This window comes from Sphingobium agrisoli, assembly GCF_041877245.1.
GTDB lineage: Bacteria > Pseudomonadota > Alphaproteobacteria > Sphingomonadales > Sphingomonadaceae > Sphingobium.
Map to the genome: position 1 here is coordinate 66,602 of NZ_JBHDJI010000001.1, position 21,466 is coordinate 88,067.

Genomic DNA, 21,466 nt, shown 5'->3' on the forward strand with positions numbered 1-21,466 from the left:
GGATTAGCGCTTCATAGCGCAAATGCGGACCCGCTCGTCGGCCCAGCAGGCACCGTCGCGCTTGAGCTTTTCGGAAAGCTGCGCCTGCGCGTGGGTAGCCCCAGGCTCCTCGTTCCAGCTCGCGCCTGCGGTGCCGTCGCCATTGGGCGTCAGATAGGCGAAATAGCCTTTGACCTCATTTTCACCATCGGAGTTCAGGATCAGGCTGCCCTGCCCGTCACGGAGCGGGAAGATGGGACAGTCCTTCTTGATGTCGAGATAGACCTTGCCGTCGATCCGCAAATAGCAGTCTCCGTAGAGCGGGCTTTCCGGGTCGCCTGCCGCCGACGCATTGCCATCGACGGCGTTGTCGGCCGGTGCTTCGGCAACATTGGCCGCGGCATTCGGAGCAGCGGTCACATTGTCGGGCTTCTGCGCGGCGATCGTAGCCTGCTCGCCAGAGTTGCAGGCCGACAGAGCCATAACGGCGACCAGCGCCATCGTCATCCCGTGTTTCATCATCGCACTTTACCCCGTCAGCGCCTCGACCAACGCCTTGACCTTCTTTTGCCGCCATTGGGGCAAAGGCGCGATCAGCCAGTAAGCCTGGCTCGTCGGATCAGTGTCGCCGACCTGCCGCACCCGCCCCGCCTCAATATCCGCCTGGGCGAGCAGCAGCGGCACGCTCGCGCGGCCAAAGCCGTTGGCGGCGGCCTCGATGGCAAGGCCACCGTCCGCGACACGGATGATCGCGGGCTTGTCGCCCGCCGGGCAGCCGGGCCAGTCGATGCGGTGATCGGGGCCGCCCGCCGCAGCCTCCACGGTGACGTAGGCGGCCTCGCCGATCTTAACCCCTTCATGCTCGCCCGCCCCGTCGGAGAAGCGCAGCGCGAGGTCCAGATTGGCCTCCGTGAAATCGAGGGCCTCGTCCGCCGCGATGAGTTGGAAGCTGAGGTCCGGCTGGCTGGCGGCATAAGCGGCGAGGCGCGGCTGGAGCCATTTCGCGGTGATATCACGCGGCGCGGCGATGGTGAGCGCATTGCTCGACTGTCCGGCCTGCATCGCGCGCACCGCTTCCTCGAACTCCAGGAAGCCGGCGCGCAGCGCGTCAAGGCCGGCCTCGGTCTCGGGTGTCAGTTCCAGCCCCTTGGGCGTGCGGCGGAACAGGACGACGCCCAGCATATCCTCCAGCGCGCGGATTTGCTGCCCGACAGCTGCCGGCGTCACCGCCAGCTCGTCGGCGGCGCGGGTGAAGGACAGGTGCCGCGCGGCCGCGTCAAGAACGCGCAGGCCGTTGAGCGGCAGATGGGTGCGCTTCATTCGGCCACCGCCGGGGCGACCAGCGCGAAATGCGGAATGGCGACATCGAACATATCGCCATCGACGCCGATCATGCGATAGCTGCCCCTCATGGAGCCCGTGGGCGTACCGAGTGGGCAGCCCGAGACATAGTCGTAGCTCTTGCCCGGCTGCACCACCGGCTGCTCGCCGACCACGCCGTCGCCATCGACCCGGTGCTGCGCGCCGCGCCCATCGGTGATGATCCAGTGGCGGGTCAGAAGCTGCACCGGCTGGTCGCCGCGATTTTCGATACGGATATGATAGGCCCAGAACCAGCGCCCCCGGTCCGGCTCCGACTGTTCGGGCAGATAGGTCACGGCGACATGCACGCCGATGTCGCGGGTCATCGCGTGGAACGGGAAAAGCGCGAGGGTGCTGCTGGTCATGGCGGAGAAATGCGCCCTGCCCCCGCGCCCGTCAACGCCCTATCGCCCGCAGCGCCTGATCCAGGTCGGCGATCACGTCATCGGGGTCTTCGAGGCCCACATTGAGGCGCAACATATCCTCGGTGATGCCGACCTCCAGCCTTGCCGCTTCCGCCATGCCATAATGGGTGGTGGAGGCCGGATGGGTCATCAGCGAGCGCGAATCGCCGATATTGTTGCTGATATCGACCAGTTGCAGGGCGTTGAGCAGCCCATGCGCCTCCGCCCGGCCGCCGCCGGTGTAGAGCGAGAAGATCGGGCCGGCGAGTTGCATCTGCTTGTTCGCCAGCGCGTGCTGGGGATGGCTGGCGAGGCCGGGATAGAGCACCTTGGGCAGGCGGGTTTCGAGGAAGGTTGCAACCTTCAGCGCATTCTCGCTCTGGCGGCGAATGCGCAGGTCCAGCGTCTCCAACCCCTTGAGCACCACCCAGGCATTGAAGGGAGCAAGGGTCGGCCCGGTGTTGCGGTGGAAGGGCAGCAGCACGTTCGTGATCCAGTCCTGCGTGCCGCAGATCGCGCCGGCCAGCACCCTGCCCTGGCCGTCCATCATCTTGGTCGCGCTATAGGCAACGACATCAGCGCCATAATCCATCGGCCGCTGGAGCGCCGGGGTGGCGAAGGCATTGTCGACCACGCTGGTGACGCCATGCGCCTTCGCGATGGCGCACACGGCCTCCAGATCGACCAGATCCATGGTTGGGTTGGCGGGGGTTTCGAAGAAGAAGACCTTCGTATTGGGGCGGATCGCCTTTTCCCATTCCTCGGTCCGGTGCGCGTCGATCGTGGTGGTTTCGACGCCGAAGCGGGGGAGCAGCGTGTCGGTCAGCCAGCGGCAGGAGCCGAACGCCGCTTTCGCCGCGACGACATGGTCGCCGGCGGAAAGCTGGCACAGCAAAGCGGCGGTCATTGCCGCCATGCCGGTGGCGGTGGCGCGGCACGCCTCCGCCCCTTCGAGCAGGGCGATGCGCTGTTCCAGCATCTCGACGGTGGGGTTCTGGAGCCGGCTGTAGGTCATGCCGACCTGCTCACCGGCGAAACGCGCGGCGGCATCCTCGGCCCGGTCGTAGCAATAACCGCTGGTCAGGAAGAGCGCTTCGGACGTTTCGCCATATTCGGTGCGCGCAGTGCCGCCGCGCACGGCAAGCGTCGCCGGCTTCCAGTTTTTCGTGATCTCCCGGTCCTGTCCGCTCTTGCGCTTCATATTGCTTTCCGCATGTCCACTTTCGGCGTGCCGCCCGCCAATATTTCGGCCATCTGGCTTCTGTCGCCATTACCGCCCGACAGGATTACCGCAACCCGCTTGCCGCGCATTGCATCTTTTTCCTGAAGCAGCGCGGCGAGCGCGACCGCGCCCGCCCCTTCGGCGAGATTATGGGTGTCCTCCCAATAGACGCGGATCGCCTGGGCCACTTCATCGTCGGTGACAGCGACGAAGCGGTCGGCGCGCGGACCGAAATAGTCGAGCGCCGGCTGGACGGGGGTGCAGACTGCCACCCCATCGGCGAAGGTATAGGCGGTAGGCGAGGAAATGAGCCGGCCCGCCTCGAAGCTCCGCTTAGCAGCATCGACATGGGCTGAGACGACGCCGATGACCTTGGTCCCAAGGCCCAGCGCGTCGCGCGCGGCGATCGTGCCGCACAGGCCCGATCCGCAGCCGACCGGCACATAAACGGTGTCGATGTCCGCCACCGCATCGAACAGTTCGAGGCCATAGCTTGCGACGCCGCGCACCAGCTCGTCATGATAGGGCGGGACCATGAACAGCCGCTGCTCGCGAGACAAGCGGGCCGCTTCGGCCTTCGCGCTGTCGAAGTCATGCCAATGCTCGATCAGCGTCGCGCCGAAAGCGCGCATCGCGGCGTTCTTCTCCAGCGCATTGCCGTGCGGCACGACGATGGTGACGCTGAGTCCGGCGGCGGTCGCGGCTCGCGCCTGCGCCTGCCCGTGGTTGCCGCGCGTCGCGGTGATGATGCCCGTCACCTCGGGATGGACGCGGCGCAACCAGTCGATATAGGTGATAGCCCCGCGCGCCTTGAACGCGCCGGTGGGCAGGTGATTCTCATGCTTCACCCAGAGGTCGCAGCCGGTGCGCGCGGCGAGCAGCGGCCAGGCATATTGCGGCGTCGGCGGGACGTGCGCATGCACCATGGCGGCGGCGGCGCGGAGCGAAGGAAGCGAGAGGTCGGTCATCGCCCGCCCTTATCGATGCAGCCCGACGCAGGACAGGACCGATGCGGCGGAACTGGCCCGGTCAGAGCGCCGCCAGCACCGCGTCGCCCATCTCCACGGTGGACATGCTGCCGCCAAGGTCGGGAGACCGTGCCCCTTCGGCCAGTGCCTTCGCCACCGCTGCCTCGATCCGGTCGGCCTGCTCGGGCAGGTTCAGTGAATAGCGCAGCATCATCGCCGCCGACAGGATGGTGGCAAGCGGGTTGGCCTTGCCCGTGCCGGCAATGTCGGGCGCGGAACCATGGATCGGCTCGAACAGCCCCTGGTTGCTCTCGTTCAGTGTCGCGGACGCCAGCATCCCGATGGATCCGACACACATGCTCGCCTGATCGGACAGGATGTCGCCGAACAGGTTGCCGGTGACGATAACATCGAACTGGCCGGGGTTGCGTACGAGCTGCATCGCGGCGTTGTCGACATACATATGGCTGAGCGCGACATCAGGATACTCCTTCGCCACCTCGATCATCGTATCGCGCCACAACTGGCTCGTTTCCAGCACATTGGCCTTGTCCACCGAGCAGAGCTTGTCCCGCCGGGCGCGTGCCGCCTGGAAGCCCGCATGGGCGATGCGGCGGACCTCGGCCTCGTTATAGGACATGACGTCATAGCCTTCGCGCAGGCCGTCAGGGGTGGTGCGGAAGCCCTTTTCGCCGAAATAGACGTCGCCATTGGTCTCGCGCACGATCAGCAGGTCGATGGCAGCGGCGACTTCGGGCTTCAGCGCGGATTCGTCGGCGAGTTCGGGGAATACCTTGGCCGGGCGCAGGTTGGAGAAGAGGCCAAGATGCTTGCGGAGGCCCAATATCGCCTGTTCGGGCCGCAGGTGCCGTTCCAGCGCGTCGCAATCGGGATCGCCTACGGCGCCGAACAGGATGGCGTCCGCGCGCTTCGCCAAGTCGAGGGTCTCCGGGGGAAGAGGATGCCCCACCGCCTTGTAGGCCGCTCCGCCAACCAGCCCCTCTTCATAGGTCAGGCCGCGGATCGCCAGCGCATCGAGCACCCGCTTCGCCTGGACGACGATCTCGGGACCGATGCCGTCTCCGGCGAACAGGGCGATGAGCATGGCGGCACTCCTTAAATTGCGTCGCTGCCCCTTATGAAGACAGGAGGTTTCACGCAACCGCCCTTTTCAGACGCTCCACCAGCCTTTCGCGCGCGGTCAGCACATCGGCACGGCGGTCTGTCAACAGCGAGCGTTCAAGGAAAAAGCCGGTGAGGCGCAACCCGTCGAGGATCTGGGTCCAGTCTCCTGCGCCGCCCTCCAGCAGGAAAGGCGGAAGCGGCAGGAGGCGGTTTTCATAGCCAACTGCGGCCTGGCGGCTGACGGCGGCGGCACTGCGCGGGCTGACATAAGCGAGATCGGTTGCATCTCCGCTCGCGGCGCAGCGGGTAAGGTCTAGACCAAAGCCCAGTTTCGCGAGCAGCAGCAATTCGTAGCGCACCAGCGCCACCGCCCAGCCGCGCGCCGCCGGCGCCGCTTCCACCGCGTCAAGCAGGCCGCCCAGCGCCTGATGCAGCGCGGGATAGGGCGTCGCCTCGGGCAGGGTGGCGGCGGTCAGAGCGCAGCTCCAGGCGATCGCGGCGGCGGGCAGCGGCTCGGCATGGAGCGGCGCGCGGCTATGGGCGAGTTCGACGGTCAGGCCCGCAAGCTGCTCCTCGGTACGCGCGCGAAACTCGGCCTTCACCACATTGCCCGGCAGCAGCACCGGCCGCATCGCCCGCGACCGGCCGCCACGCGCATAACCCGGCGTCAGCCCATGGTCGGGGGTCAGCAGCCGCGCGATCGCGCCATGCTCGCCATGATGCCGCACGGCACATATAATCCCGGAGGTGACGAAGCTGGGCATGTTTATCAGATAGCGTTCCTCGCCCATGGCAGAAAGGCCATGATGCCAAGGGCGGTCATTCGCGCCGTCGACCCTTTCCCTGTCCATCAGCGATGCTTCTTGCCTGATCGCAAAAATCAGCGAGGAAGCGATATAGCCCGCTCGTCAATTGCTCACTTTCCAGCGTGTAGAGCATATATTGACCATGCTTGCGCTCGCGCACCAACCCCGCCTCGCGCAAAACGGCCAAGTGCTTGGAGATTGACGGCATCGTCATCTCGAAATTGTCGGCGATCTCGCCCACCGTCATCGGCTCCGCCGTCAGATAGCGCAGGATGCGCCGCCGCGGCTCGGACGCCAGTGCTTTGAAAATCCGGTCCATGGCTATTTAGCTAAATAAGAAAATATCGCTGTGCAATCCCTTTGGGCGCTCAGCGACAAATGGCGGAATTTCTGGCCTTCGCGCGGGTTGACTCGCCGGCAGACCCTTCCTAGAGGGGCGTCGCCTTGACGGGTGCACCGCCGAACGTCATGCCCCCGCGATAGAGATAGCGCGGAAGGATGACCATGGCGGCGGACACACCCGGACAGGACCCGGCGGGGGAGGACGCGCGGATCGGTTCACTCGAAGAACGGATCGCGCGGGCCGAGCATGCCGAAAAGGTCAGGCAGGGGGCGACGGAGCAGGCGGCGGACGATGGAACCCGCCTCGGCAACCGAGTGCTCGCGGAACTGATCGGTGGTCTTGTCGGCGGTGCGCTGATCGGCTGGGTCTTGGACCGGCTGTTTGGTACATCCCCATGGCTTCTGCTCGTTTTACTCGGTCTTGGGATCGTGGCGGCGTTCAGGAACATCATCAGATTGACGACGGTGAAGCGTCCCGACGAACAGGGACCGTCCTCACCCTAGTCCGACTAGCGAAGCGTTACAGGGGTCACCGTGGCAGAATCCGGCAAAATCGATCCGATGCACCAATTCGCCATCGAACCTTTGTTCGGTACGGATCATCTGTCGATCGGCGGCTTCAACATCGCCTTCACCAACAGCGCGCTCTATATGGTGCTCGCCGCGCTGGTGCTGTGGATCTTCGTCGTCGGCGGCATGAAGCGCGAACTGGTGCCGGGACGCTGGCAGATGGCGGTCGAATATATGACCGGCTTCATCAAGAACCTGCTGATCGCCAATATCGGCGACAAGGGCCGGAAGTACATCCCCTACGTATTTTCGCTGTTTATGTTCATCCTGCTGGCGAACCTGCTGGGTCTGCTGCCGCTCGGCCTGTTCGGGCTCCACCCCTTCACCTTCACCAGTCATTTCACGGCAACGGGCGTGCTCGCAATCATGAGCTTCTCGATCGTGCTGATCGTGGGCTTCGCCAAGCATGGCCTGCACTTCTTCTCGCTGTTCGTGCCACACGGCACCCCGGCGCTGATGGTCGTTCCGCTCTTCTTCATCGAGCTGGTGTCCTTCATGGTCCGCCCGTTCAGCCTTGGCCTGCGACTCTTCGTCGCGATGACCGCCGGTCACGTGCTGCTGAAGGTGCTTGCCGGCTTCGTCATCAACAGTGCGAACGCGTCGCCTTTGCTCGGCTTCACCGTCGGTTCGGCCAGCTTCATCCTGATGATCGGCATCAGCGCGCTCGAAATGCTGGTCGCGGTCATCCAGGCCTATGTGTTCGCGCTGCTGACGTCGGTCTATCTGAACGACGCCGAAAATCTTCACTGATTACTTCCAACCTTTTCAACTGATTTAACAAAGGAGTTTACGACATGGACGCAGAAGCCGCAAAGCTGCTCGGTGCTGGCCTGGCCGCCATCGGTGCGGGCATCGCCGCCCTCGGTGTGGGCAACGTGTTCAGCAGCTTCCTGGAAGGCGCGCTGCGCAATCCGGGCGCTGCCGACGGCCAGCAGGGCCGCCTGTTCATCGGTTTCGCCGCGGCGGAACTTCTGGGTCTGCTGGCGTTCGTCATCGCCATGATCCTGGTGTTCGTGGCCTGATTTACAGGCGATCGGACACGCGGCGCTGGCTGTCGCGCGTCCGATCGTCGATATTGTTGACCGCCCTCTGACCGGACGGACCCCGTAAAATGCCTCAAATCGCGCAAATCGCCGAAACCTATTCCAGCCAGATATTCTGGCTGCTGCTGACGTTCGGCTTCGTCTTCTTCGTCATCGGCCTTGGCATGGTGCCAAAGGTGCAGGGCACGGCGGACGCACGCGACGCGAAGATCACGGGCGACCTGAACGCGGCCAAGGCGGCTTTCGCCCGCGCCGACGAAGCCGAAGCTGACTACAAGGTCCGCGACGCCCAGAACCGCACCGCCGCGCAGGCAGTCGTGGCACAGGCGAAGGCGGACGCGGCCAAGGCTTCGGAAACGAAGCTGGCGGCCGTCGATGCCGAGGTGGCGGCGAAGATCGCCGCCGCAGAGGCGCGCATCCAAGCCGCAAGCGACGCGGCGCTGACGCAGATCGAAACCGTCGCCGCCGATGCGGCGCGCGACATGGTGGCGCGCATCTCCGGCGTGGAAGCGTCGGAGGAAGCGGCCCGCAACGCAGTAAAGGCGGCACTGGCCCATGGCTGAGGCAGCAGCACAGCAGCACGGGGAAGAGACCCCGAACCTTGACCAGGCGATCCATGCCGAAGGGCTGGAGCCGACCGGCACCGCCGCCCATGAAGGCGTGGCGCCCCACACCGATCCCAAGGCGGTGGGCATGGACGCGACGGCCTGGGTCAGCCTGGCGATGGCGGTGTTCATCGCCATACTGCTCGTCAAGAAGGTGCCCGCTTTGATCGGCAAGGCACTCGACGGCCGGATCGCTCAGATTCGCGAGCAGTTGGCCGAAGCGTCCAAGCTGCGCGCCGAAGCCGAAGCGCTGAAGGGTGAATATGAGGCGAAGCTCGCCGCAGCCGCGAGCGAGGCGGACGCGTTGCGGTCTGCCGCCGAACATGAGGCCGAAGCGCTGATCCAGGATGCCAAGGTCAATGCCGAAGCACTCGTCGTCCGCCGCCAGAAAATGGCCGAGGACAAGATCGGCGCGGCCGAACGCGCGGCGATCGCGGGAATTCGCGCGAAGGCTGTGAATGCTGCCACCGCTGCCGCCGCAACGCTGATCGCGCAGGGCCATGACGCGCAGGCCGACAAGGCGCTGGTCGATCGGGCCATTGGCGGGCTCGGCACGATCAACTGATCCGGTTCGATCGCTGACAAATGGGCCGGCTCGTTTACGCGCCGGCCCTTTGCGCTTGCCCCGTCGGCCATGTCGCCGTTTCCTCGCGGCGACGCTAAGCCCAGGGAATGAAGTCATCCCCTGTCACAGCATGTGTTTTCGGCGCGAGCGGCGGCATTGGTGGGGCGCTGGTCCGGCAGCTTGCGGCTCGGGATGACGTGGCAACCGTCTATGCCGGCGCCCGAACGCTCGTGCCGCGAATCGGCAAGATCGTGCCATTCCGGTTCGACCTGGAGGACGAATCCGCGATAGAAGCCGCAGCGCGGATCATGGCCGATGCGCCGCCACGCCTGATCATCGTCTCGACCGGGACGCTGCATGATGGCGCGATCCAGCCGGAAAAGTCGCTGCGGGCACAAAGCGCCGATGCCTATGCGCGCCTTTTCGCGATCAACGCGACCGGCCCTGCGCTGATCGCCAAACATATGCTTGCTCGCCCGCCCCGCTCCGGCCGGCTGGTCTTTGCCGCTTTGTCGGCGCGGGTCGGCTCCATATCCGACAATCGGCTCGGCGGTTGGTACGCCTACCGCGCGTCTAAAGCCGCGCTCAACATGATCATCCGCAACGTCGCTGTCGAGCTGGCGCGGATCAACCCGGAAGGGATTGCGGTGACGCTGCATCCCGGCACCGTCGATACCAGCCTGTCCGCGCCATTTCAACGCAGTGTCGCGGACGGGAGGCTGTTCGCGCCGGACCACGCGGCCGAGTGTTTGCTTTCGGTGCTGGATGCTCTGACGCCGGAGAAGTCGGGGCAGTGCCTGGCCTGGGACGGCGCGGTCGTCCCCTTCTGAGCGCGGCCGTGACCATTGCCAAACAGGCCGGCCACGCTATCTGGAAAGGCATGTCCGGCCCGCAATCCCCAGACCGTTTCAACGAAGACAAGGCGACTTACACCGTCACCGGCAGCCAGCCGGACATCGACACCGGCGTGGCGGCGATCCGCACCGTATTGAAAACGCTGCCGATCCGTCCCGGCGTCTATCGGATGCACGACGCGCGGGGCGACGTGCTCTATGTCGGCAAGGCGCGGGCGCTCAAGAACCGCGTCGCCAACTACACCCAGGTCGATCGCCTGCCCAAGCGGCTCCAGCGCATGGTCGCGCAGACTCGCAGCATGACCATCGTCACCACCAACAGCGAGGCCGAGGCGCTGCTGCTGGAGGCGCAGCTGATCAAGCGCTACCGACCACCCTATAATGTGCTGCTGCGCGACGACAAAAGCTTCCCCTTCATCCTGCTGCGCGAGGATCATGCGTTTCCCCGGGTGCAGAAGCATCGCGGCGCCCGCAAGGCGAAGGGGCGCTATTATGGCCCGTTCGCGAGCGCGGGATCGGTGACTCGCACGATCAACGCGCTGCAAAAGCTGTTCCTGCTGCGGTCGTGCACCGACAGTTTCTTCGCCAACCGCTCGCGCCCTTGCCTGCTCTATCAGATCAAGCGCTGCTCGGCGCCGTGCGTCGACCGGATCGACGAGGCGGGCTATGCCGAACTGGTGCGCGACGCGCAGGATTTCCTGGGCGGCAAGTCGACCGCCGTGCAGAAGAAGCTGGGCGCGGCGATGCAGCAGGCGTCGGACGCGATGGATTTCGAACAGGCGGCGGTGATCCGGGATCGGCTCAAAGCACTGACCTTCATCCAGGGGAGCCAGGCGATCAATGCCGAGGGGCTGGGCGATGCCGACATCTTTGCGCTGGCGGAGAAAGGCGGGGCGATGTGCATCCAGGCCTTCTTCATTCGCGGAGGCCAGAATTGGGGCCATCGCAGCTTCTTTCCCGTGCACACTGCTGACGTGGCGACGGAAGAGGTGCTGGAGAGCTTCATGGCGCAATTTTACGAGGAAGTGCCGCCACCCAAGCTTATCCTCGCCGATCGCGAGCCCGCCGAATGCGAACTCATGTCGCAGGCGCTGACCGAGCGGGCCGGCAGCCGTGTCCGCATCGAAGTGCCCCAGCGCGGCGACCGCACCCGCCTCATCAAGCAGGCGCAGCGCAACGCGGTGGAGGCACTCGACCGGCGGCTGGCGGAATCGATCAGCCAGGGCCGAATCATGGACGAAATGGTCGAAACCTTCGGGCTGGAGGGCGTGCCCGACCGCATCGAAATCTACGACAACAGCCATATCCAGGGCGCGCACGCGCTGGGCGCGATGGTGGTGGCGGGGCCGGAGGGGTTCCGCAAGAACGCCTATCGCAAGTTCAACATGAAAAACCCCGAGATCAGCAACGACGATTTCGCGATGATGCGCGAGATGTTCGAACGCCGCTTCGGTCGCGCGCAGAAGGAAGACCCCGATCGCGAAAGCGGCGAATGGCCCGATCTGGTCCTGATCGATGGCGGCAAGGGGCAGCTGTCCGCAGCGCGAACGATGCTGGAGGAAATGGGGATCGAGGACGTCACCATGATCGGCGTAGCCAAGGGGCCGCATCATGGCCGCGAAGGGCGCGAGGTTTTCCACCTGATGGACGGGCGGGAAATTACCTTCCCGTTGAACCACCCCGTCCTCTTCTACCTCCAGCGCTTACGCGACGAGGCGCACCGCTTCGCCATCGGTGCCCACCGGGCGAAGCGCAGCAAGGCGATCACCGTTTCCTCGCTGGACGAAGTGCCCGGCATCGGCCCCGCGCGCAAGAAGGCGCTGCTGATGCATTTCGGCACGGCTCGCGCGGTGAGAGACGCTGCGCTCGAAGATCTGCAACGCGCGCCGGGCGTGTCTAAGGCGGTGGCGCAGCAGGTTTATGACTATTTCCACGGGTGACGCGGAAGCGCATGATAGAGGTAGGATATAGACCCGCTTGCCGGGGCGGCGCCGTCGCTTAAGAAGCGCCGCAACCGGGCGGCGCGGTTGAACCGGTCGAACGCCGACCGGCGCAAGTGCGTAACAATCGTATCCGGGTCACGATGGCCCAGGGTCCAGATGACGTTCGTTCGGACGCTCGGCTGGTCGCCGAAAAATGCGGCGTCCATCGGCTCGACTGCGACCGCGGAACGGGGCTCACCCGGCTCGCAACAGCCCCACCGCCGCATCTTTCTCGAAAAGGTAAAGGCAGGTCCGCGCCGCCTGTCCCCGCGCACTGTCCAGCCCGCCATCCCGTTCGATCAGCAGGCGCGCGTCGTCCCGAGCCGCGTCGACCAGCGCGGCTACATGCTCGGGGCTCGCCAGCTTCAGCACCGCCTCGCCCGATTGGCGCGTGCCCAGCACCTCGCCCGCGCCGCGCAGCTTCAGATCCTCCTCTGCGATGCGAAAACCGTCGTTGCTCTCGCGCATCAGGGCCAGCCGCGCCCGCGATGTCTCGCCCAGCGCGTTGCCGCGCAGCAATATGCAAACCGATGGCTTGTCCCCTCGCCCCACGCGGCCGCGCAACTGATGCAGTTGCGCGAGGCCGAAGCGATCCGCCCCCTCGATGATGATCAGGCTCGAGTTGGGCACGTCTACCCCTACTTCGATGACCGTCGTCGCCACCAATATCTGCGTCCGGTTGACGGCAAAGGCTTCCATCGCCGCGTCCTTCTCCGGCCCCTTCATCCGACCGTGGACAAGGCCCACCCGATCCCCGAATCGCAGTTTCAAGGACTCCGCCCGAGCCTCGGCCGCCGCCTGGTCGCTGGTCTCGCTCTCCTCCACCAGCGGACACACCCAGTAAGCCTGTCCCCCACTCTCGACATGGCGGGCGAGCGCCTCGACCACCTCGTCCAGCCGGCCGGCCGACATGACGAGCGTCTGGATCGGCTGCCGCCCCGGCGGCATCTCGTCCAGGCGGGAAACGTCCATCTCCCCATAGTAGGTCAGTGTCAGGGTGCGGGGGATCGGCGTCGCTGTCATCACCAGCAGATGCGGCGCGCGTTCCGCCTTGTTCGCCAGCATCATCCGCTGCGCGACACCAAACCGATGTTGCTCGTCGATCACCGCGAGGCCCAGCCGCTTATACTGCACCGCTTCCTGAAAGATGGCGTGGGTGCCGACGAGAATGTCGATGCTGCCATCGGCGAGCCCCATCAAGGTCGCCTCCCGCACGCGGCCCTTCTCTCGCCCGGTCAGGATGGCGATCTCGACGGGCAGGCCAGCGGCCATTTTCCGCAGCGTCTCATAATGCTGCCGCGCCAATATTTCGGTCGGGGCCAGCATCGCCCCCTGCATCCCCGCCTCCACCGCATTCAGCAGCGCCATCAGCGCCACCAAGGTCTTGCCCGATCCGACATCCCCCTGGAGCAGCCGCAGCATCGGCGTCGTCTGCGCCATGTCGCCCTCGATCTCGGCAATCGCCCGCCGCTGCGCGCCGGTCGGCGCAAAAGGAAGCGTCAGCATTGCGCGCAGCCGCCCGTCGCCCTCTATGGGCACGCCCCGCCTGCGCCGCGACGATTGCCGCACCAGCATCAGCGCCAGTTGCCCAGCAAAAATCTCGTCATAGGCCAGCCGCTCGCGTGCCACGGCGTCCGAGGGATCGGCATGGACGCGCGCCAGCGCCTCGCGCCAGCCCGGCCAGCCTTTTCCACCGAGCAGGCTGGGCTCTATCCATTCGGAAAGGTCGGGCGCGCGCGCCAGCGCCTGCACGACCAGGTCGCGCATCCGGTTGTTGGTCAGCCCTTCGGACAGGCCATAGACCGGTTCGCGCGGCGGGATCGTGCCCGCCTCCTCGGGCGGCAGAACATGGTCGGGGTGTACGATCTGGAGGTTCTCGCCATAGGCTTCCAGCTTGCCCGACACGAATTTCGGTTCGCCGAGCGGCAGCAGCTTGCGCGGCCAGGCGCTGTTCTTGCCGAAATAGACGAGGCTGACGCCATTGCCCCGCCCGTCCACCGCCTGCACCCGGAACGGCGCACGCGCGCTGCCGCTCGCCCGATAGTCGATCGGGGTCAGGATCGTCCCAATTACCCGCCCCGCATCGGCCATGTCGAGCGCGTCTGTCAGGTGCCGATCCACCCAGCTCACCGGCAGATGGAAAGCAACGTCCACCGCCCGCGCAAGCCCCAGCCGCTCCAGCGGCCGCGCGAGTGCGGGGCCTACCCCCTTGAAGAGGGATATTTCGGCAAAGAGCGGATTGAGAATATCGGGTCGCATGGCTATCTGACCCGCATCTAGCCCAGCCGGGACGGTGTGACAAACGCCCGATCGGCGGGCTATGCCATGTCCCGCCAAGGAACAAATTGTGAACGATGATCCCCGCCTGCGCCGCCTGAAGTTCCGCGCGTGGCACCGAGGTACGCGGGAAGCGGACTATACCGTCGGTGGCTTTTTCGACCGCTATCGCACGACATGGAACGAAGAAGAAGCCGCCTGGTTCGAGCGCTTCATGGAAGAACAGGACGCCGACATCATGGGCTGGGCGCTTGGCACTATTCCCGTGCCGGAAGAATGGAAAGGCCCGATGATGGACCGCTTCCTGAAGCTCGATTTCATCAAGATCGTCTGACGTCATCCTCCCCTGCAAGGGGAGGGGGACCGCGCCCGAAGGGCGTGGTGGAGGGGTGTCACCCCCTCGATAGCGCGACACCCCTCCGTCAGGCCTTCGGCCTGCCACCTCCCCTTTCAGGGGAGGATGAATGAGAAAAAAATGACCGACCTCGCCAAAATCCTCCGCGCCTCCGCCCCTCTGACCCTCTCCGGCATCCCGGCCGGCTTCCAGCCCTGGCTCCTCGCCGACCTCGCCCGGGCCGCCCCGACACGTGCCGTCTTCATCGCCGCCGACGAGCAGCAGGCCCGCGCCGTCGCCGACACCGCGCCGACCTTCGCGCCCGAGCTGGAGGTGATCGACATTCCGGCTTGGGACTGCCTCCCCTACGACCGCGCCAGTCCTTCTTTGCGCGCTGCCTCCGCCCGCCTTGCCGGCCTTTATGCCCTGCAGGCCAAATCCAAAGGCCCGCAGCTCGTCGTCACCACGCTGGCGGCGATGACCCAGCGCACGCTCACTCCCTTCCGCGTCCGGCAGTTGGTCGCAAAGCTCGCGCCCAAGGAGCGGATCGCGATCCAGCGTCTGGCCGAGATGCTCAAGGCGAACGGCTATGTCCGCACCGATACGGTGCACGACCGGGGCGAGTTCGCCATTCGCGGCGGCATTGTCGACCTCTTCCCCGGCGGCGAGGAGCAGCCGCTTCGCCTCGACTTCTTCGGCGACGAGATCGAGACCGTCCGCCGCTTCGACCCCGCCGACCAGCGTACGACCGGGGCCGTCGACGGCTTCACCCTCCTCCCCGCCTCCGAAGCGCTGCTGGACGAGGATACGATCAAGCGCTTCCGCCTGCGCTATCGCGAAACCTTCGGCGCGACCGCAACGGGCGACCCGCTCTATCAGGCAGTCAGCGACGGCCGCCGCCTCGCCGGCATGGAGCATTGGCTCCCGCTGTTCGAAGAGAAACTAGTCCCCCTCACCGACCATCTGGGCGATGCCGTCATTGTGCGCGACCATGGCGTCGCGGGCGCGGCGGACAGCAGATTCGAGGCGATCCGAGACTATCACGCCAACAGGGTCCAGGCGAAGTCCGCCGATCCCGGTTCCTATCGCCCGCTGAAACCGGAAGCGCTCTATCTCAACGCCGCAGAATGGGACGCCGCTGTGGCGAGCGAACCCATGCACGCGACCACGCCCTTCCACGAACCGGAAAGCGCGACCGTGCTCGACTTCGCGGTGGACGGCCCGCGCGATTTCACCCCCGAACGCGCGCAGAACGCCAATATCTACGAAGCCGTCGGCAAGCATATCGACGCGCTGCGCCGCCAGAAGAAGCGGGTCGTCATCGCCAGCTATTCGGCCGGCGCGCGCGAACGCCTTTCCGGCCTGCTCGCCGACCATGGCGTCGCCCGCCTTGCCCTGGCCGACGACTGGCAGGAGGCACTGGGCCTCGCCGCCGATGGCCGGGTCACGCTCATGGTCCTCGGCCTTGACCATGGCTTCACCGCGCCCGACGTAGCCGTCCTTACCGAACAGGACATGCTGGGCGACCGTCTCGTCCGCCGCGCCAAGCGCAAGAAGAGCGCCGACGCCTTCCTCCAGGAACTCGCCACCCTCACCCCCGGCGACCTTGTCGTTCACCGCGATCACGGCATCGGCCGCTATGACGGCCTGACGCAAATCCCCGTGGCGAAAGCGCCGCATGATTGCGTCGCGCTGGAATATGCGGGCGGCGACAAGCTCTACGTGCCGGTCGAAAATCTCGAAGTCCTCTCCCGCTACGGGTCGGAGACGGATGGCGTAAGCCTCGACAAGCTGGGTGGCGAGGCGTGGCAGCGGCGTAAGGCCAAGATGAAGGAGCGCATCCGCGAAATCGCGGGTGAACTGCTGAAAACCGCCGCCGCCCGCGCGCTGCGCCCCGCCACGGTCGCGGAACCGGACCATGCCGGCTACCCCGCCTTCGTCGATCGCTTCCCCTATCAGGAGACGGACGACCAGGATCGCGCCATCAGCGACGTGATCGAAGACCTTGGCGCAGGCAAGCCGATGGACCGGCTGGTCTGCGGCGATGTGGGCTTCGGCAAGACGGAGGTCGCGCTGCGCGCCGCTTTCGTCGCCGCGATGGCGGGGATGCAGGTCGTCGTCATCTGCCCCACCACCCTGCTCGCGCGCCAGCATCATATGAATTTCGTGGACCGTTTCCGCGGCTTCCCGATCGAGATCGGCCGCCTCTCCCGCCTCGTCCCGGACAAGGAGGCGAAGGCAGTGAAGGCGGGCCTGGCCGACGGCAGCATCGACATTGTCGTTGGCACCCACGCTCTGCTTGCCAAGGGCATTGCGTTCAAGCGCCTCGGCCTCGTCATCGTGGACGAGGAGCAACGCTTCGGCGTGACACACAAGGAACGCTTGAAGTCCCTCAAGACCGACGTTCATGTCCTGACGCTCACCGCCACGCCCATTCCCCGCACGCTCCAGATGGCGATGTCGGGCCTGCGCGAACTCTCCGTCATCCAGACCCCGCCTGTCGACCGCCTGGCGGTCCGCACCTATGTCATGCCTTGGGACGGGGTCGTCATCCGCGAAGCGCTGCTACGCGAACATTATCGCGGCGGGCAGAGCTTCTTCGTCGTCCCCCGCATCGCCGACCTGACCGAGGTCGAAGAGTTCCTCCGCACCGATGTGCCGGAGGTGAAGCCCATCGTCGCCCACGGCCAGATGAGCGCCACCGAGGTCGAGGAGCGCATGTCCGCCTTCTACGACAAGCGCTACGACGTGCTGCTGTCCACCACCATCGTGGAATCGGGCCTCGACATCCCCAGCGCCAACACGCTCATCATCCACCGCGCCGACCGCTTCGGTCTTGCCCAGCTCTACCAGCTCCGCGGCCGCGTCGGCCGTTCCAAGACGCGAGCCTATGCCTATATGACCACGCCGGCCAACCGGATCATCACCGACACGGCCGAAAAGCGCCTCAAAGTGCTGTCCGATCTCGACACGCTGGGCGCGGGATTCCAGCTCGCGAGCCACGATCTCGACATTCGCGGTGCGGGCAACCTCGTGGGCGACGAGCAGTCGGGCCACATCAAGGAGGTTGGCTTCGAACTCTACCAGTCGATGCTGGAGGACGCGATCCTGGACGCCAAGGCGGGCGGCATCGCCGCCGAGCGCCGCAGCGAGGACTTTTCGCCCCAGATCACCGTGGACGCGCCGATCCTCATCCCCGAGGAATTCGTGCCCGACCTTGACCTGCGCATGGGTCTTTATCGCCGCATCAACGAATTGGAGGATCGGCAGGCGCTTGAATCCTTCGCCGCCGAACTCATCGACCGTTTCGGTAAGCTGCCGCTGCCGACGCAAAACCTGCTCAAGATCATCGAGATCAAGCAGAATTGCGTCGCCGCCAACATCGCCAAGATCGATGTCGGGCCGAAGGGCGCGCTGGTGAGCTTCTTCGAGGATCGCTTTCCGAAGCCGGAAAACCTCGTCGCCTACATTCAGAAGCTGGACGGCGTCGCCCGCCTGCGCCCCGACAGCAAGGTCGTCGTCAACCGCGCCTGGGCCGACCCGCAAGCGCGGCTCAACGGTGCGCTCCAACTGTCGAAAGGCTTGGCAAAGGCGGCCGGCTGAACCGGCTTCGGAACCTCCCCTCCCCTCGCGCGCTTGCCATGGACCAACAAGGGGAAGCGCATGACGGAACGGGTGAAGCAGCAGGTGCATGTCGATGCGCCCTGGCAGATACCGGCGCGCGGCTGGTGGGAGATCGTCAAGCGCGTCTATGCCAAGCTTGGTGCCAATCATCTCAGCCTGCTGGCCGCGGGTGTGGCCTACTACGCCTTTTTATCGATCGCCCCGCTGCTGCTGGCGGTGGTGCTGACCTACGGCCTGATCGGCGATCCCGCGCTGGTGGCGGAGCATGTCCGCTCGCTCATCACCGTAGTGCCACGCGAGGCCGCCAAGCTGATCTTCGACCAGTTGCTCTCGATCGTCACGACGACGAAGCCTGCCGTCGGCTTAGGCCTGCTGCTGGCGCTCGCCTTCGCCGTCTATGGCGCGACGCGCGCCGCCTCCGCGACGATCGAGGCACTGAATATCGTCTATGAGGAAACGGAAGCGCGCAACATCTTCGCTTTCTACCGTGTTTCGCTCGGCATCACATTCTCGGCGGTGCTGGTCGTGGTCGTGGGCGTGCTCACCGCGTCGGTGCTGGGTTTCCTGGAGGATCTGACGAGTGGATGGGGACCGATAGCCATCGCCATTACCAAGGCGCTGACCTGGATCGCGGCGGGTCTGTTCGCCAGCCTCATCTTCGCGCTCATCTACCGTTTTGGGCCGCACCGGCGCAGAGCGCGTTGGCAATGGCTGACGGTGGGATCGGTCGTCGCGACGCTTTTCTGGCTGCTGGCGACGCTGGGCGTCTCCTTTTACGTCTCGCGCTTCGGAAACTATAACGAGACTTACGGGTCGCTCGGCGCGGTCGTGGTGCTGCAACTCTGGCTCTATGTGTCGGCCTTCGTGGTGCTACTGGGCGCACAGCTCAACCAGGAAGCGGAGCGGCAGACCAGCAAGGACACGCAGCTGCCCGAAGCACCCGCCGCGCCATAATGGCGCTTGCCCTGCCCCCCTGCCCACGCTAAAGGGCACGCCTTCGCCGGCCAGGGGCCGGTGCAGGAGTGTAGCTCAGCTGGTAGAGCGTCGGTCTCCAAAACCGAATGCCGGGGGTTCGAGTCCCTCCACTCCTGCCACTATCCTGTTGCAAAGACCTTGATTGTTCGGGGCCGCGCAGCCAGATGGTCGGCGAACAGTGTCGCGGAGCCAGCGGCCGCATCCCCCGGACGCCCCGATGGGCGGGATCGGGAGGGCGGACTGTTGCTCCGCGAATCGGCGTTGATATGGAAAGATTTTGAGGCAGGCGATGGCGAAGGTTACCCCCGGCGAATTCGTCAATCAGGTGCGGGCCGAAGCGTCGAAGATCGTGTGGCCCACGGGCCGCGAAACGATCATGACCGGCGTGATGGTCGTCATCATGACGTCGCTGCTGGGCCTCTTCTTCTTCGGCATCGACACCTTCTTCGGCGCGATCGTCCAGTGGCTGCTGGGCATCGCGGCGGGCCGGGCTTGATTGGGAGTATAACAGGGTAACATGGCGCGCTGGTACATCATCCACGCCTATTCGGGCTTCGAGAACAAGGTCAAGGAATCGATCCTGTCCGAAGCCGAGCGCATGGGCCTTTCCCAGCTGGTCGAGCAGGTCGAGGTGCCCACCGAAACCGTGACCGAAGTCAAGCGCGGCAAGAAGGTGCAGGTCGAGCGCAAGTTCATGCCCGGCTATGTCCTTGCCAAGCTGGCGATGAACGACGACATCTACCACCTTGTTAAGAACACGGCGAAGGTGACGGGCTTTCTTGGCCCCAATGGCAAGCCGCAGGCGATCAGCGAGAGCGAGGCCGCCCGCTATTTCGGCGCGCAGAAGGAAGCCGAGGCCGCGCCCAAGCACAAGGTCAATGTCGATTACGAGATCGGCGACAGCGTCAAGGTGCTCGATGGCCCCTTCGCCAGCTTCAACGGCGTGGTCGAAGAACTGGATTTCGAAAAGAACCGGGTCAAGGTGTCGGTGTCGATCTTCGGCCGCGCCACCCCGGTCGAACTGGATTTCGAGCAGGTCGAACTCTCGAAATAATCATACGTCGCCCCAGCGAAGGCTGGGGTCTCGTGCCTCAGGTCGTGCCCTTTGCGGCCTGAGATGCCAGCCTTTGCTGGCATGACGACAAAGGGAAACTGCGGAAGGCGGATCATGGTCCGCCGCTTGAACCGCTAAACTTGAACCGGGCGCGCCTTTGGGCAAGTCCAGCAACAGAGTGAGTGACAATGGCTAAGAAGATTACGGGCTATATCAAGCTCCAGGTGGCGGCCGGCGCCGCCAACCCCTCGCCGCCGATCGGCCCTGCCCTGGGTCAGCGCGGCGTCAACATCATGGAATTCTGCAAGGCGTTCAACGCCGCGACGGAAAAGATGGAAAAGGGCACCCCGCTGCCCACCGTCATCACCGTCTATGCGGATCGCAGCTTCACCTTCATCACGAAGATGCCGCCGGCGACCTACCTCATCAAGAAGGCCGCTAACCTGAAGTCGGGCTCCAAGGAGCCGGGCAAGATTTCCGGTGGAAAGATCAAGCGTTCGCAGCTGGCCGAGATCGCGCAGACCAAGATGCCCGATCTGAACGCCAACGACATCGACGCAGCGACGAAGATCATCGAAGGCTCCGCCCGCGCGATGGGCCTCGAAGTGGTGGAGGGCTAAGACCATGGCAAAGCAGACCAAGAAGGCGAAGGCCCTGGCGACCGCGATCGACCGCGAGAAGCTGCATGGCGTGGACGAGGCTCTGGGCCTCATCAAGACGCACGCGACCGCCAAGTTCGACGAAAGCGTCGAGATCGCGATCAACCTGGGCGTCGATCCCCGTCACGCCGACCAGATGGTCCGTGGTGTGGTGACGCTCCCGGCCGGCACCGGCAAGGACGTCCGCGTCGCCGTGTTTGCCCGCAACGACAAGGCTCAGGCTGCGCTCGACGCCGGCGCTGACATCGTGGGCGCCGAAGACCTGCTGGAATCGATCCAGGCCGGCAATATCGACTTCCAGCGCGTGATCGCCACCCCCGACATGATGGGTCTGGTGGGTCGTCTCGGCAAGGTACTGGGCCCCAAGGGCCTGATGCCCAACCCGAAGCTGGGCACCGTGACGCCGAACGTCGCCGAAGCCGTGAAGGCCGCCAAGGGTGGCCAGATCGAATTCCGCGTTGAGAAGGCCGGCATCATCCACGCCGGCCTCGGCAAGGCGAGCTTCCCGGCGGAAGACCTCCGCAAGAACTTCGACGCCTTCGTCGACGCGATCGTCAAGGCGAAGCCCTCGGGCTCGAAGGGCAAATATGTCCGCAAGATCGCCCTGTCCTCCTCGATGGGGCCGGGCGTGAAGGTCGACGTGGCGGAAGTCGCCTCGATCTGATCGGCTGACGATAAGTGATTGGGAAGCCTCCTTCCTCCACGCGGGGAAGGAG

At 65.3% G+C, this 21,466-nt stretch carries 23 protein-coding genes and 1 tRNA gene; 15 read left to right on the forward strand and 9 right to left on the reverse strand.

The window, feature by feature from the left end; all coding sequences use genetic code 11:
- Positions 1-3 precede the first annotated feature (3 nt).
- From ACETPF_RS00275 to ACETPF_RS00310, 8 genes are all read right to left on the reverse strand, one after another.
- The gene (locus ACETPF_RS00275; protein ID WP_373932278.1) at positions 4-501 is read right to left on the reverse strand and encodes a hypothetical protein; all 498 of its coding nucleotides are present in this window, start codon (positions 499-501) and stop codon (positions 4-6) included.
- A 6-nt stretch (positions 502-507) separates the two neighbouring features.
- Positions 508-1,299, reverse strand: coding sequence for a LysR family transcriptional regulator (locus ACETPF_RS00280; RefSeq protein WP_373932279.1), 792 nt, complete (start codon positions 1,297-1,299; stop codon positions 508-510).
- Positions 1,296-1,706, reverse strand: a complete 411-nt coding sequence (gene apaG, locus ACETPF_RS00285; protein ID WP_373932280.1) for a Co2+/Mg2+ efflux facilitator ApaG/CorD — start codon at positions 1,704-1,706, stop codon at positions 1,296-1,298. Before apaG ends, ACETPF_RS00280 begins: the two co-directional genes overlap by 4 nt.
- Before the next feature lie 31 nt (positions 1,707-1,737).
- On the reverse strand, positions 1,738-2,946 hold the full coding sequence (locus ACETPF_RS00290) for a trans-sulfuration enzyme family protein (protein ID WP_373932281.1): 1,209 nt from the start codon (positions 2,944-2,946) through the stop codon (positions 1,738-1,740).
- Positions 2,943-3,935: a threonine dehydratase gene (locus ACETPF_RS00295; RefSeq protein WP_373932282.1), complete on the reverse strand. Its 993-nt coding sequence runs from the start codon at positions 3,933-3,935 to the stop codon at positions 2,943-2,945. Before ACETPF_RS00295 ends, ACETPF_RS00290 begins: the two co-directional genes overlap by 4 nt.
- A gap of 61 nt (positions 3,936-3,996) precedes the next feature.
- On the reverse strand, positions 3,997-5,040 hold the full coding sequence (leuB, locus tag ACETPF_RS00300) for a 3-isopropylmalate dehydrogenase (RefSeq protein ID WP_373932283.1): 1,044 nt from the start codon (positions 5,038-5,040) through the stop codon (positions 3,997-3,999).
- Between the two features lie 49 nt (positions 5,041-5,089).
- Positions 5,090-5,824, reverse strand: a complete 735-nt coding sequence (gene recO, locus ACETPF_RS00305) for a DNA repair protein RecO (RefSeq protein ID WP_373933028.1) — start codon at positions 5,822-5,824, stop codon at positions 5,090-5,092.
- A gap of 55 nt (positions 5,825-5,879) precedes the next feature.
- A complete protein-coding gene (locus tag ACETPF_RS00310) occupies positions 5,880-6,185 on the reverse strand; it encodes a metalloregulator ArsR/SmtB family transcription factor (RefSeq protein WP_373932284.1) in 306 nt (101 codons plus the stop codon).
- 185 nt (positions 6,186-6,370) lie between these two features.
- Here ACETPF_RS00310 and ACETPF_RS00315 point away from each other — a divergent pair, with 185 nt between their 5' ends.
- The 7 genes from ACETPF_RS00315 (at position 6,371) to uvrC (ending at position 11,785) form a co-directional block, all read left to right on the forward strand.
- On the forward strand, positions 6,371-6,712 hold the full coding sequence (locus tag ACETPF_RS00315; protein WP_373932285.1) for an AtpZ/AtpI family protein: 342 nt from the start codon (positions 6,371-6,373) through the stop codon (positions 6,710-6,712).
- 30 nt (positions 6,713-6,742) lie between these two features.
- Entirely contained in the window at positions 6,743-7,528 is a 786-nt protein-coding gene (locus ACETPF_RS00320) for a F0F1 ATP synthase subunit A (protein WP_373932286.1), read from the forward strand.
- 44 nt (positions 7,529-7,572) lie between these two features.
- Positions 7,573-7,800: a F0F1 ATP synthase subunit C gene (locus ACETPF_RS00325; RefSeq protein WP_004207392.1), complete on the forward strand. Its 228-nt coding sequence runs from the start codon at positions 7,573-7,575 to the stop codon at positions 7,798-7,800.
- A gap of 89 nt (positions 7,801-7,889) precedes the next feature.
- Positions 7,890-8,384, forward strand: coding sequence for a F0F1 ATP synthase subunit B family protein (locus ACETPF_RS00330; RefSeq protein WP_373932287.1), 495 nt, complete (start codon positions 7,890-7,892; stop codon positions 8,382-8,384).
- Positions 8,377-8,991 carry a F0F1 ATP synthase subunit B family protein gene (locus ACETPF_RS00335; RefSeq protein ID WP_373932288.1) on the forward strand — a complete coding sequence of 205 codons (615 nt, stop codon included), beginning with the start codon at positions 8,377-8,379 and terminating at the stop codon, positions 8,989-8,991. Before ACETPF_RS00330 ends, ACETPF_RS00335 begins: the two co-directional genes overlap by 8 nt.
- A gap of 107 nt (positions 8,992-9,098) precedes the next feature.
- Positions 9,099-9,821: an SDR family NAD(P)-dependent oxidoreductase gene (locus ACETPF_RS00340; protein WP_373932289.1), complete on the forward strand. Its 723-nt coding sequence runs from the start codon at positions 9,099-9,101 to the stop codon at positions 9,819-9,821.
- Between the two features lie 50 nt (positions 9,822-9,871).
- Positions 9,872-11,785, forward strand: coding sequence for an excinuclease ABC subunit UvrC (gene uvrC / locus ACETPF_RS00345; protein ID WP_373932290.1), 1,914 nt, complete (start codon positions 9,872-9,874; stop codon positions 11,783-11,785).
- A 237-nt stretch (positions 11,786-12,022) separates the two neighbouring features.
- On the opposite strand, the gene recG is transcribed toward uvrC, so the two are convergent.
- The gene (gene recG / locus ACETPF_RS00350) at positions 12,023-14,086 is read right to left on the reverse strand and encodes an ATP-dependent DNA helicase RecG (protein WP_373932291.1); all 2,064 of its coding nucleotides are present in this window, start codon (positions 14,084-14,086) and stop codon (positions 12,023-12,025) included.
- Between the two features lie 88 nt (positions 14,087-14,174).
- Between recG and ACETPF_RS00355 the strand changes: the two genes are divergently transcribed.
- From ACETPF_RS00355 to rplA, 8 genes are all read left to right on the forward strand, one after another.
- Entirely contained in the window at positions 14,175-14,438 is a 264-nt protein-coding gene (locus ACETPF_RS00355) for an FAD assembly factor SdhE (RefSeq protein ID WP_373932292.1), read from the forward strand.
- A gap of 141 nt (positions 14,439-14,579) precedes the next feature.
- Positions 14,580-18,041, forward strand: a complete 3,462-nt coding sequence (gene mfd, locus ACETPF_RS00360; RefSeq protein WP_373932293.1) for a transcription-repair coupling factor — start codon at positions 14,580-14,582, stop codon at positions 18,039-18,041.
- Positions 18,042-18,101: 60 nt separating this feature from the next.
- A complete protein-coding gene (locus tag ACETPF_RS00365) occupies positions 18,102-19,016 on the forward strand; it encodes a YihY/virulence factor BrkB family protein (RefSeq protein WP_373932294.1) in 915 nt (304 codons plus the stop codon).
- A 64-nt stretch (positions 19,017-19,080) separates the two neighbouring features.
- A tRNA-Trp gene (locus ACETPF_RS00370) sits at positions 19,081-19,156 on the forward strand.
- A gap of 170 nt (positions 19,157-19,326) precedes the next feature.
- Positions 19,327-19,533, forward strand: coding sequence for a preprotein translocase subunit SecE (gene secE / locus ACETPF_RS00375; RefSeq protein WP_328280623.1), 207 nt, complete (start codon positions 19,327-19,329; stop codon positions 19,531-19,533).
- A 21-nt stretch (positions 19,534-19,554) separates the two neighbouring features.
- Positions 19,555-20,091 carry a transcription termination/antitermination protein NusG gene (nusG, locus tag ACETPF_RS00380; RefSeq protein WP_373932295.1) on the forward strand — a complete coding sequence of 179 codons (537 nt, stop codon included), beginning with the start codon at positions 19,555-19,557 and terminating at the stop codon, positions 20,089-20,091.
- Positions 20,092-20,279: 188 nt separating this feature from the next.
- On the forward strand, positions 20,280-20,711 hold the full coding sequence (rplK, locus tag ACETPF_RS00385; RefSeq protein ID WP_373932296.1) for a 50S ribosomal protein L11: 432 nt from the start codon (positions 20,280-20,282) through the stop codon (positions 20,709-20,711).
- 4 nt (positions 20,712-20,715) lie between these two features.
- The gene (gene rplA, locus ACETPF_RS00390; protein ID WP_373932297.1) at positions 20,716-21,414 is read left to right on the forward strand and encodes a 50S ribosomal protein L1; all 699 of its coding nucleotides are present in this window, start codon (positions 20,716-20,718) and stop codon (positions 21,412-21,414) included.
- Positions 21,415-21,466: the final 52 nt, after the last annotated feature.

Bases quoted from the DNA above. Each gene is read 5' to 3' on its own strand.
- ACETPF_RS00275 (WP_373932278.1), bottom strand. From the start codon at position 501: ATGATGAAACACGGGATGACGATGGCGCTGGTCGCCGTTATGGCTCTG.
- ACETPF_RS00280 (WP_373932279.1), bottom strand. From the start codon at position 1,299: ATGAAGCGCACCCATCTGCCGCTCAACGGCCTGCGCGTTCTTGACGCG.
- apaG (WP_373932280.1), bottom strand. From the start codon at position 1,706: ATGACCAGCAGCACCCTCGCGCTTTTCCCGTTCCACGCGATGACCCGC.
- ACETPF_RS00290 (WP_373932281.1), bottom strand. From the start codon at position 2,946: ATGAAGCGCAAGAGCGGACAGGACCGGGAGATCACGAAAAACTGGAAG.
- ACETPF_RS00295 (WP_373932282.1), bottom strand. From the start codon at position 3,935: ATGACCGACCTCTCGCTTCCTTCGCTCCGCGCCGCCGCCGCCATGGTG.
- leuB (WP_373932283.1), bottom strand. From the start codon at position 5,040: ATGCTCATCGCCCTGTTCGCCGGAGACGGCATCGGTCCCGAGATCGTC.
- recO (WP_373933028.1), bottom strand. From the start codon at position 5,824: ATGCCCAGCTTCGTCACCTCCGGGATTATATGTGCCGTGCGGCATCAT.
- ACETPF_RS00310 (WP_373932284.1), bottom strand. From the start codon at position 6,185: ATGGACCGGATTTTCAAAGCACTGGCGTCCGAGCCGCGGCGGCGCATC.
- ACETPF_RS00315 (WP_373932285.1), top strand. From the start codon at position 6,371: ATGGCGGCGGACACACCCGGACAGGACCCGGCGGGGGAGGACGCGCGG.
- ACETPF_RS00325 (WP_004207392.1), top strand. From the start codon at position 7,573: ATGGACGCAGAAGCCGCAAAGCTGCTCGGTGCTGGCCTGGCCGCCATC.
- ACETPF_RS00330 (WP_373932287.1), top strand. From the start codon at position 7,890: ATGCCTCAAATCGCGCAAATCGCCGAAACCTATTCCAGCCAGATATTC.
- ACETPF_RS00335 (WP_373932288.1), top strand. From the start codon at position 8,377: ATGGCTGAGGCAGCAGCACAGCAGCACGGGGAAGAGACCCCGAACCTT.
- ACETPF_RS00340 (WP_373932289.1), top strand. From the start codon at position 9,099: ATGAAGTCATCCCCTGTCACAGCATGTGTTTTCGGCGCGAGCGGCGGC.
- uvrC (WP_373932290.1), top strand. From the start codon at position 9,872: ATGTCCGGCCCGCAATCCCCAGACCGTTTCAACGAAGACAAGGCGACT.
- recG (WP_373932291.1), bottom strand. From the start codon at position 14,086: ATGCGACCCGATATTCTCAATCCGCTCTTTGCCGAAATATCCCTCTTC.
- mfd (WP_373932293.1), top strand. From the start codon at position 14,580: ATGACCGACCTCGCCAAAATCCTCCGCGCCTCCGCCCCTCTGACCCTC.
- ACETPF_RS00365 (WP_373932294.1), top strand. From the start codon at position 18,102: ATGACGGAACGGGTGAAGCAGCAGGTGCATGTCGATGCGCCCTGGCAG.
- secE (WP_328280623.1), top strand. From the start codon at position 19,327: ATGGCGAAGGTTACCCCCGGCGAATTCGTCAATCAGGTGCGGGCCGAA.
- nusG (WP_373932295.1), top strand. From the start codon at position 19,555: ATGGCGCGCTGGTACATCATCCACGCCTATTCGGGCTTCGAGAACAAG.
- rplK (WP_373932296.1), top strand. From the start codon at position 20,280: ATGGCTAAGAAGATTACGGGCTATATCAAGCTCCAGGTGGCGGCCGGC.
- rplA (WP_373932297.1), top strand. From the start codon at position 20,716: ATGGCAAAGCAGACCAAGAAGGCGAAGGCCCTGGCGACCGCGATCGAC.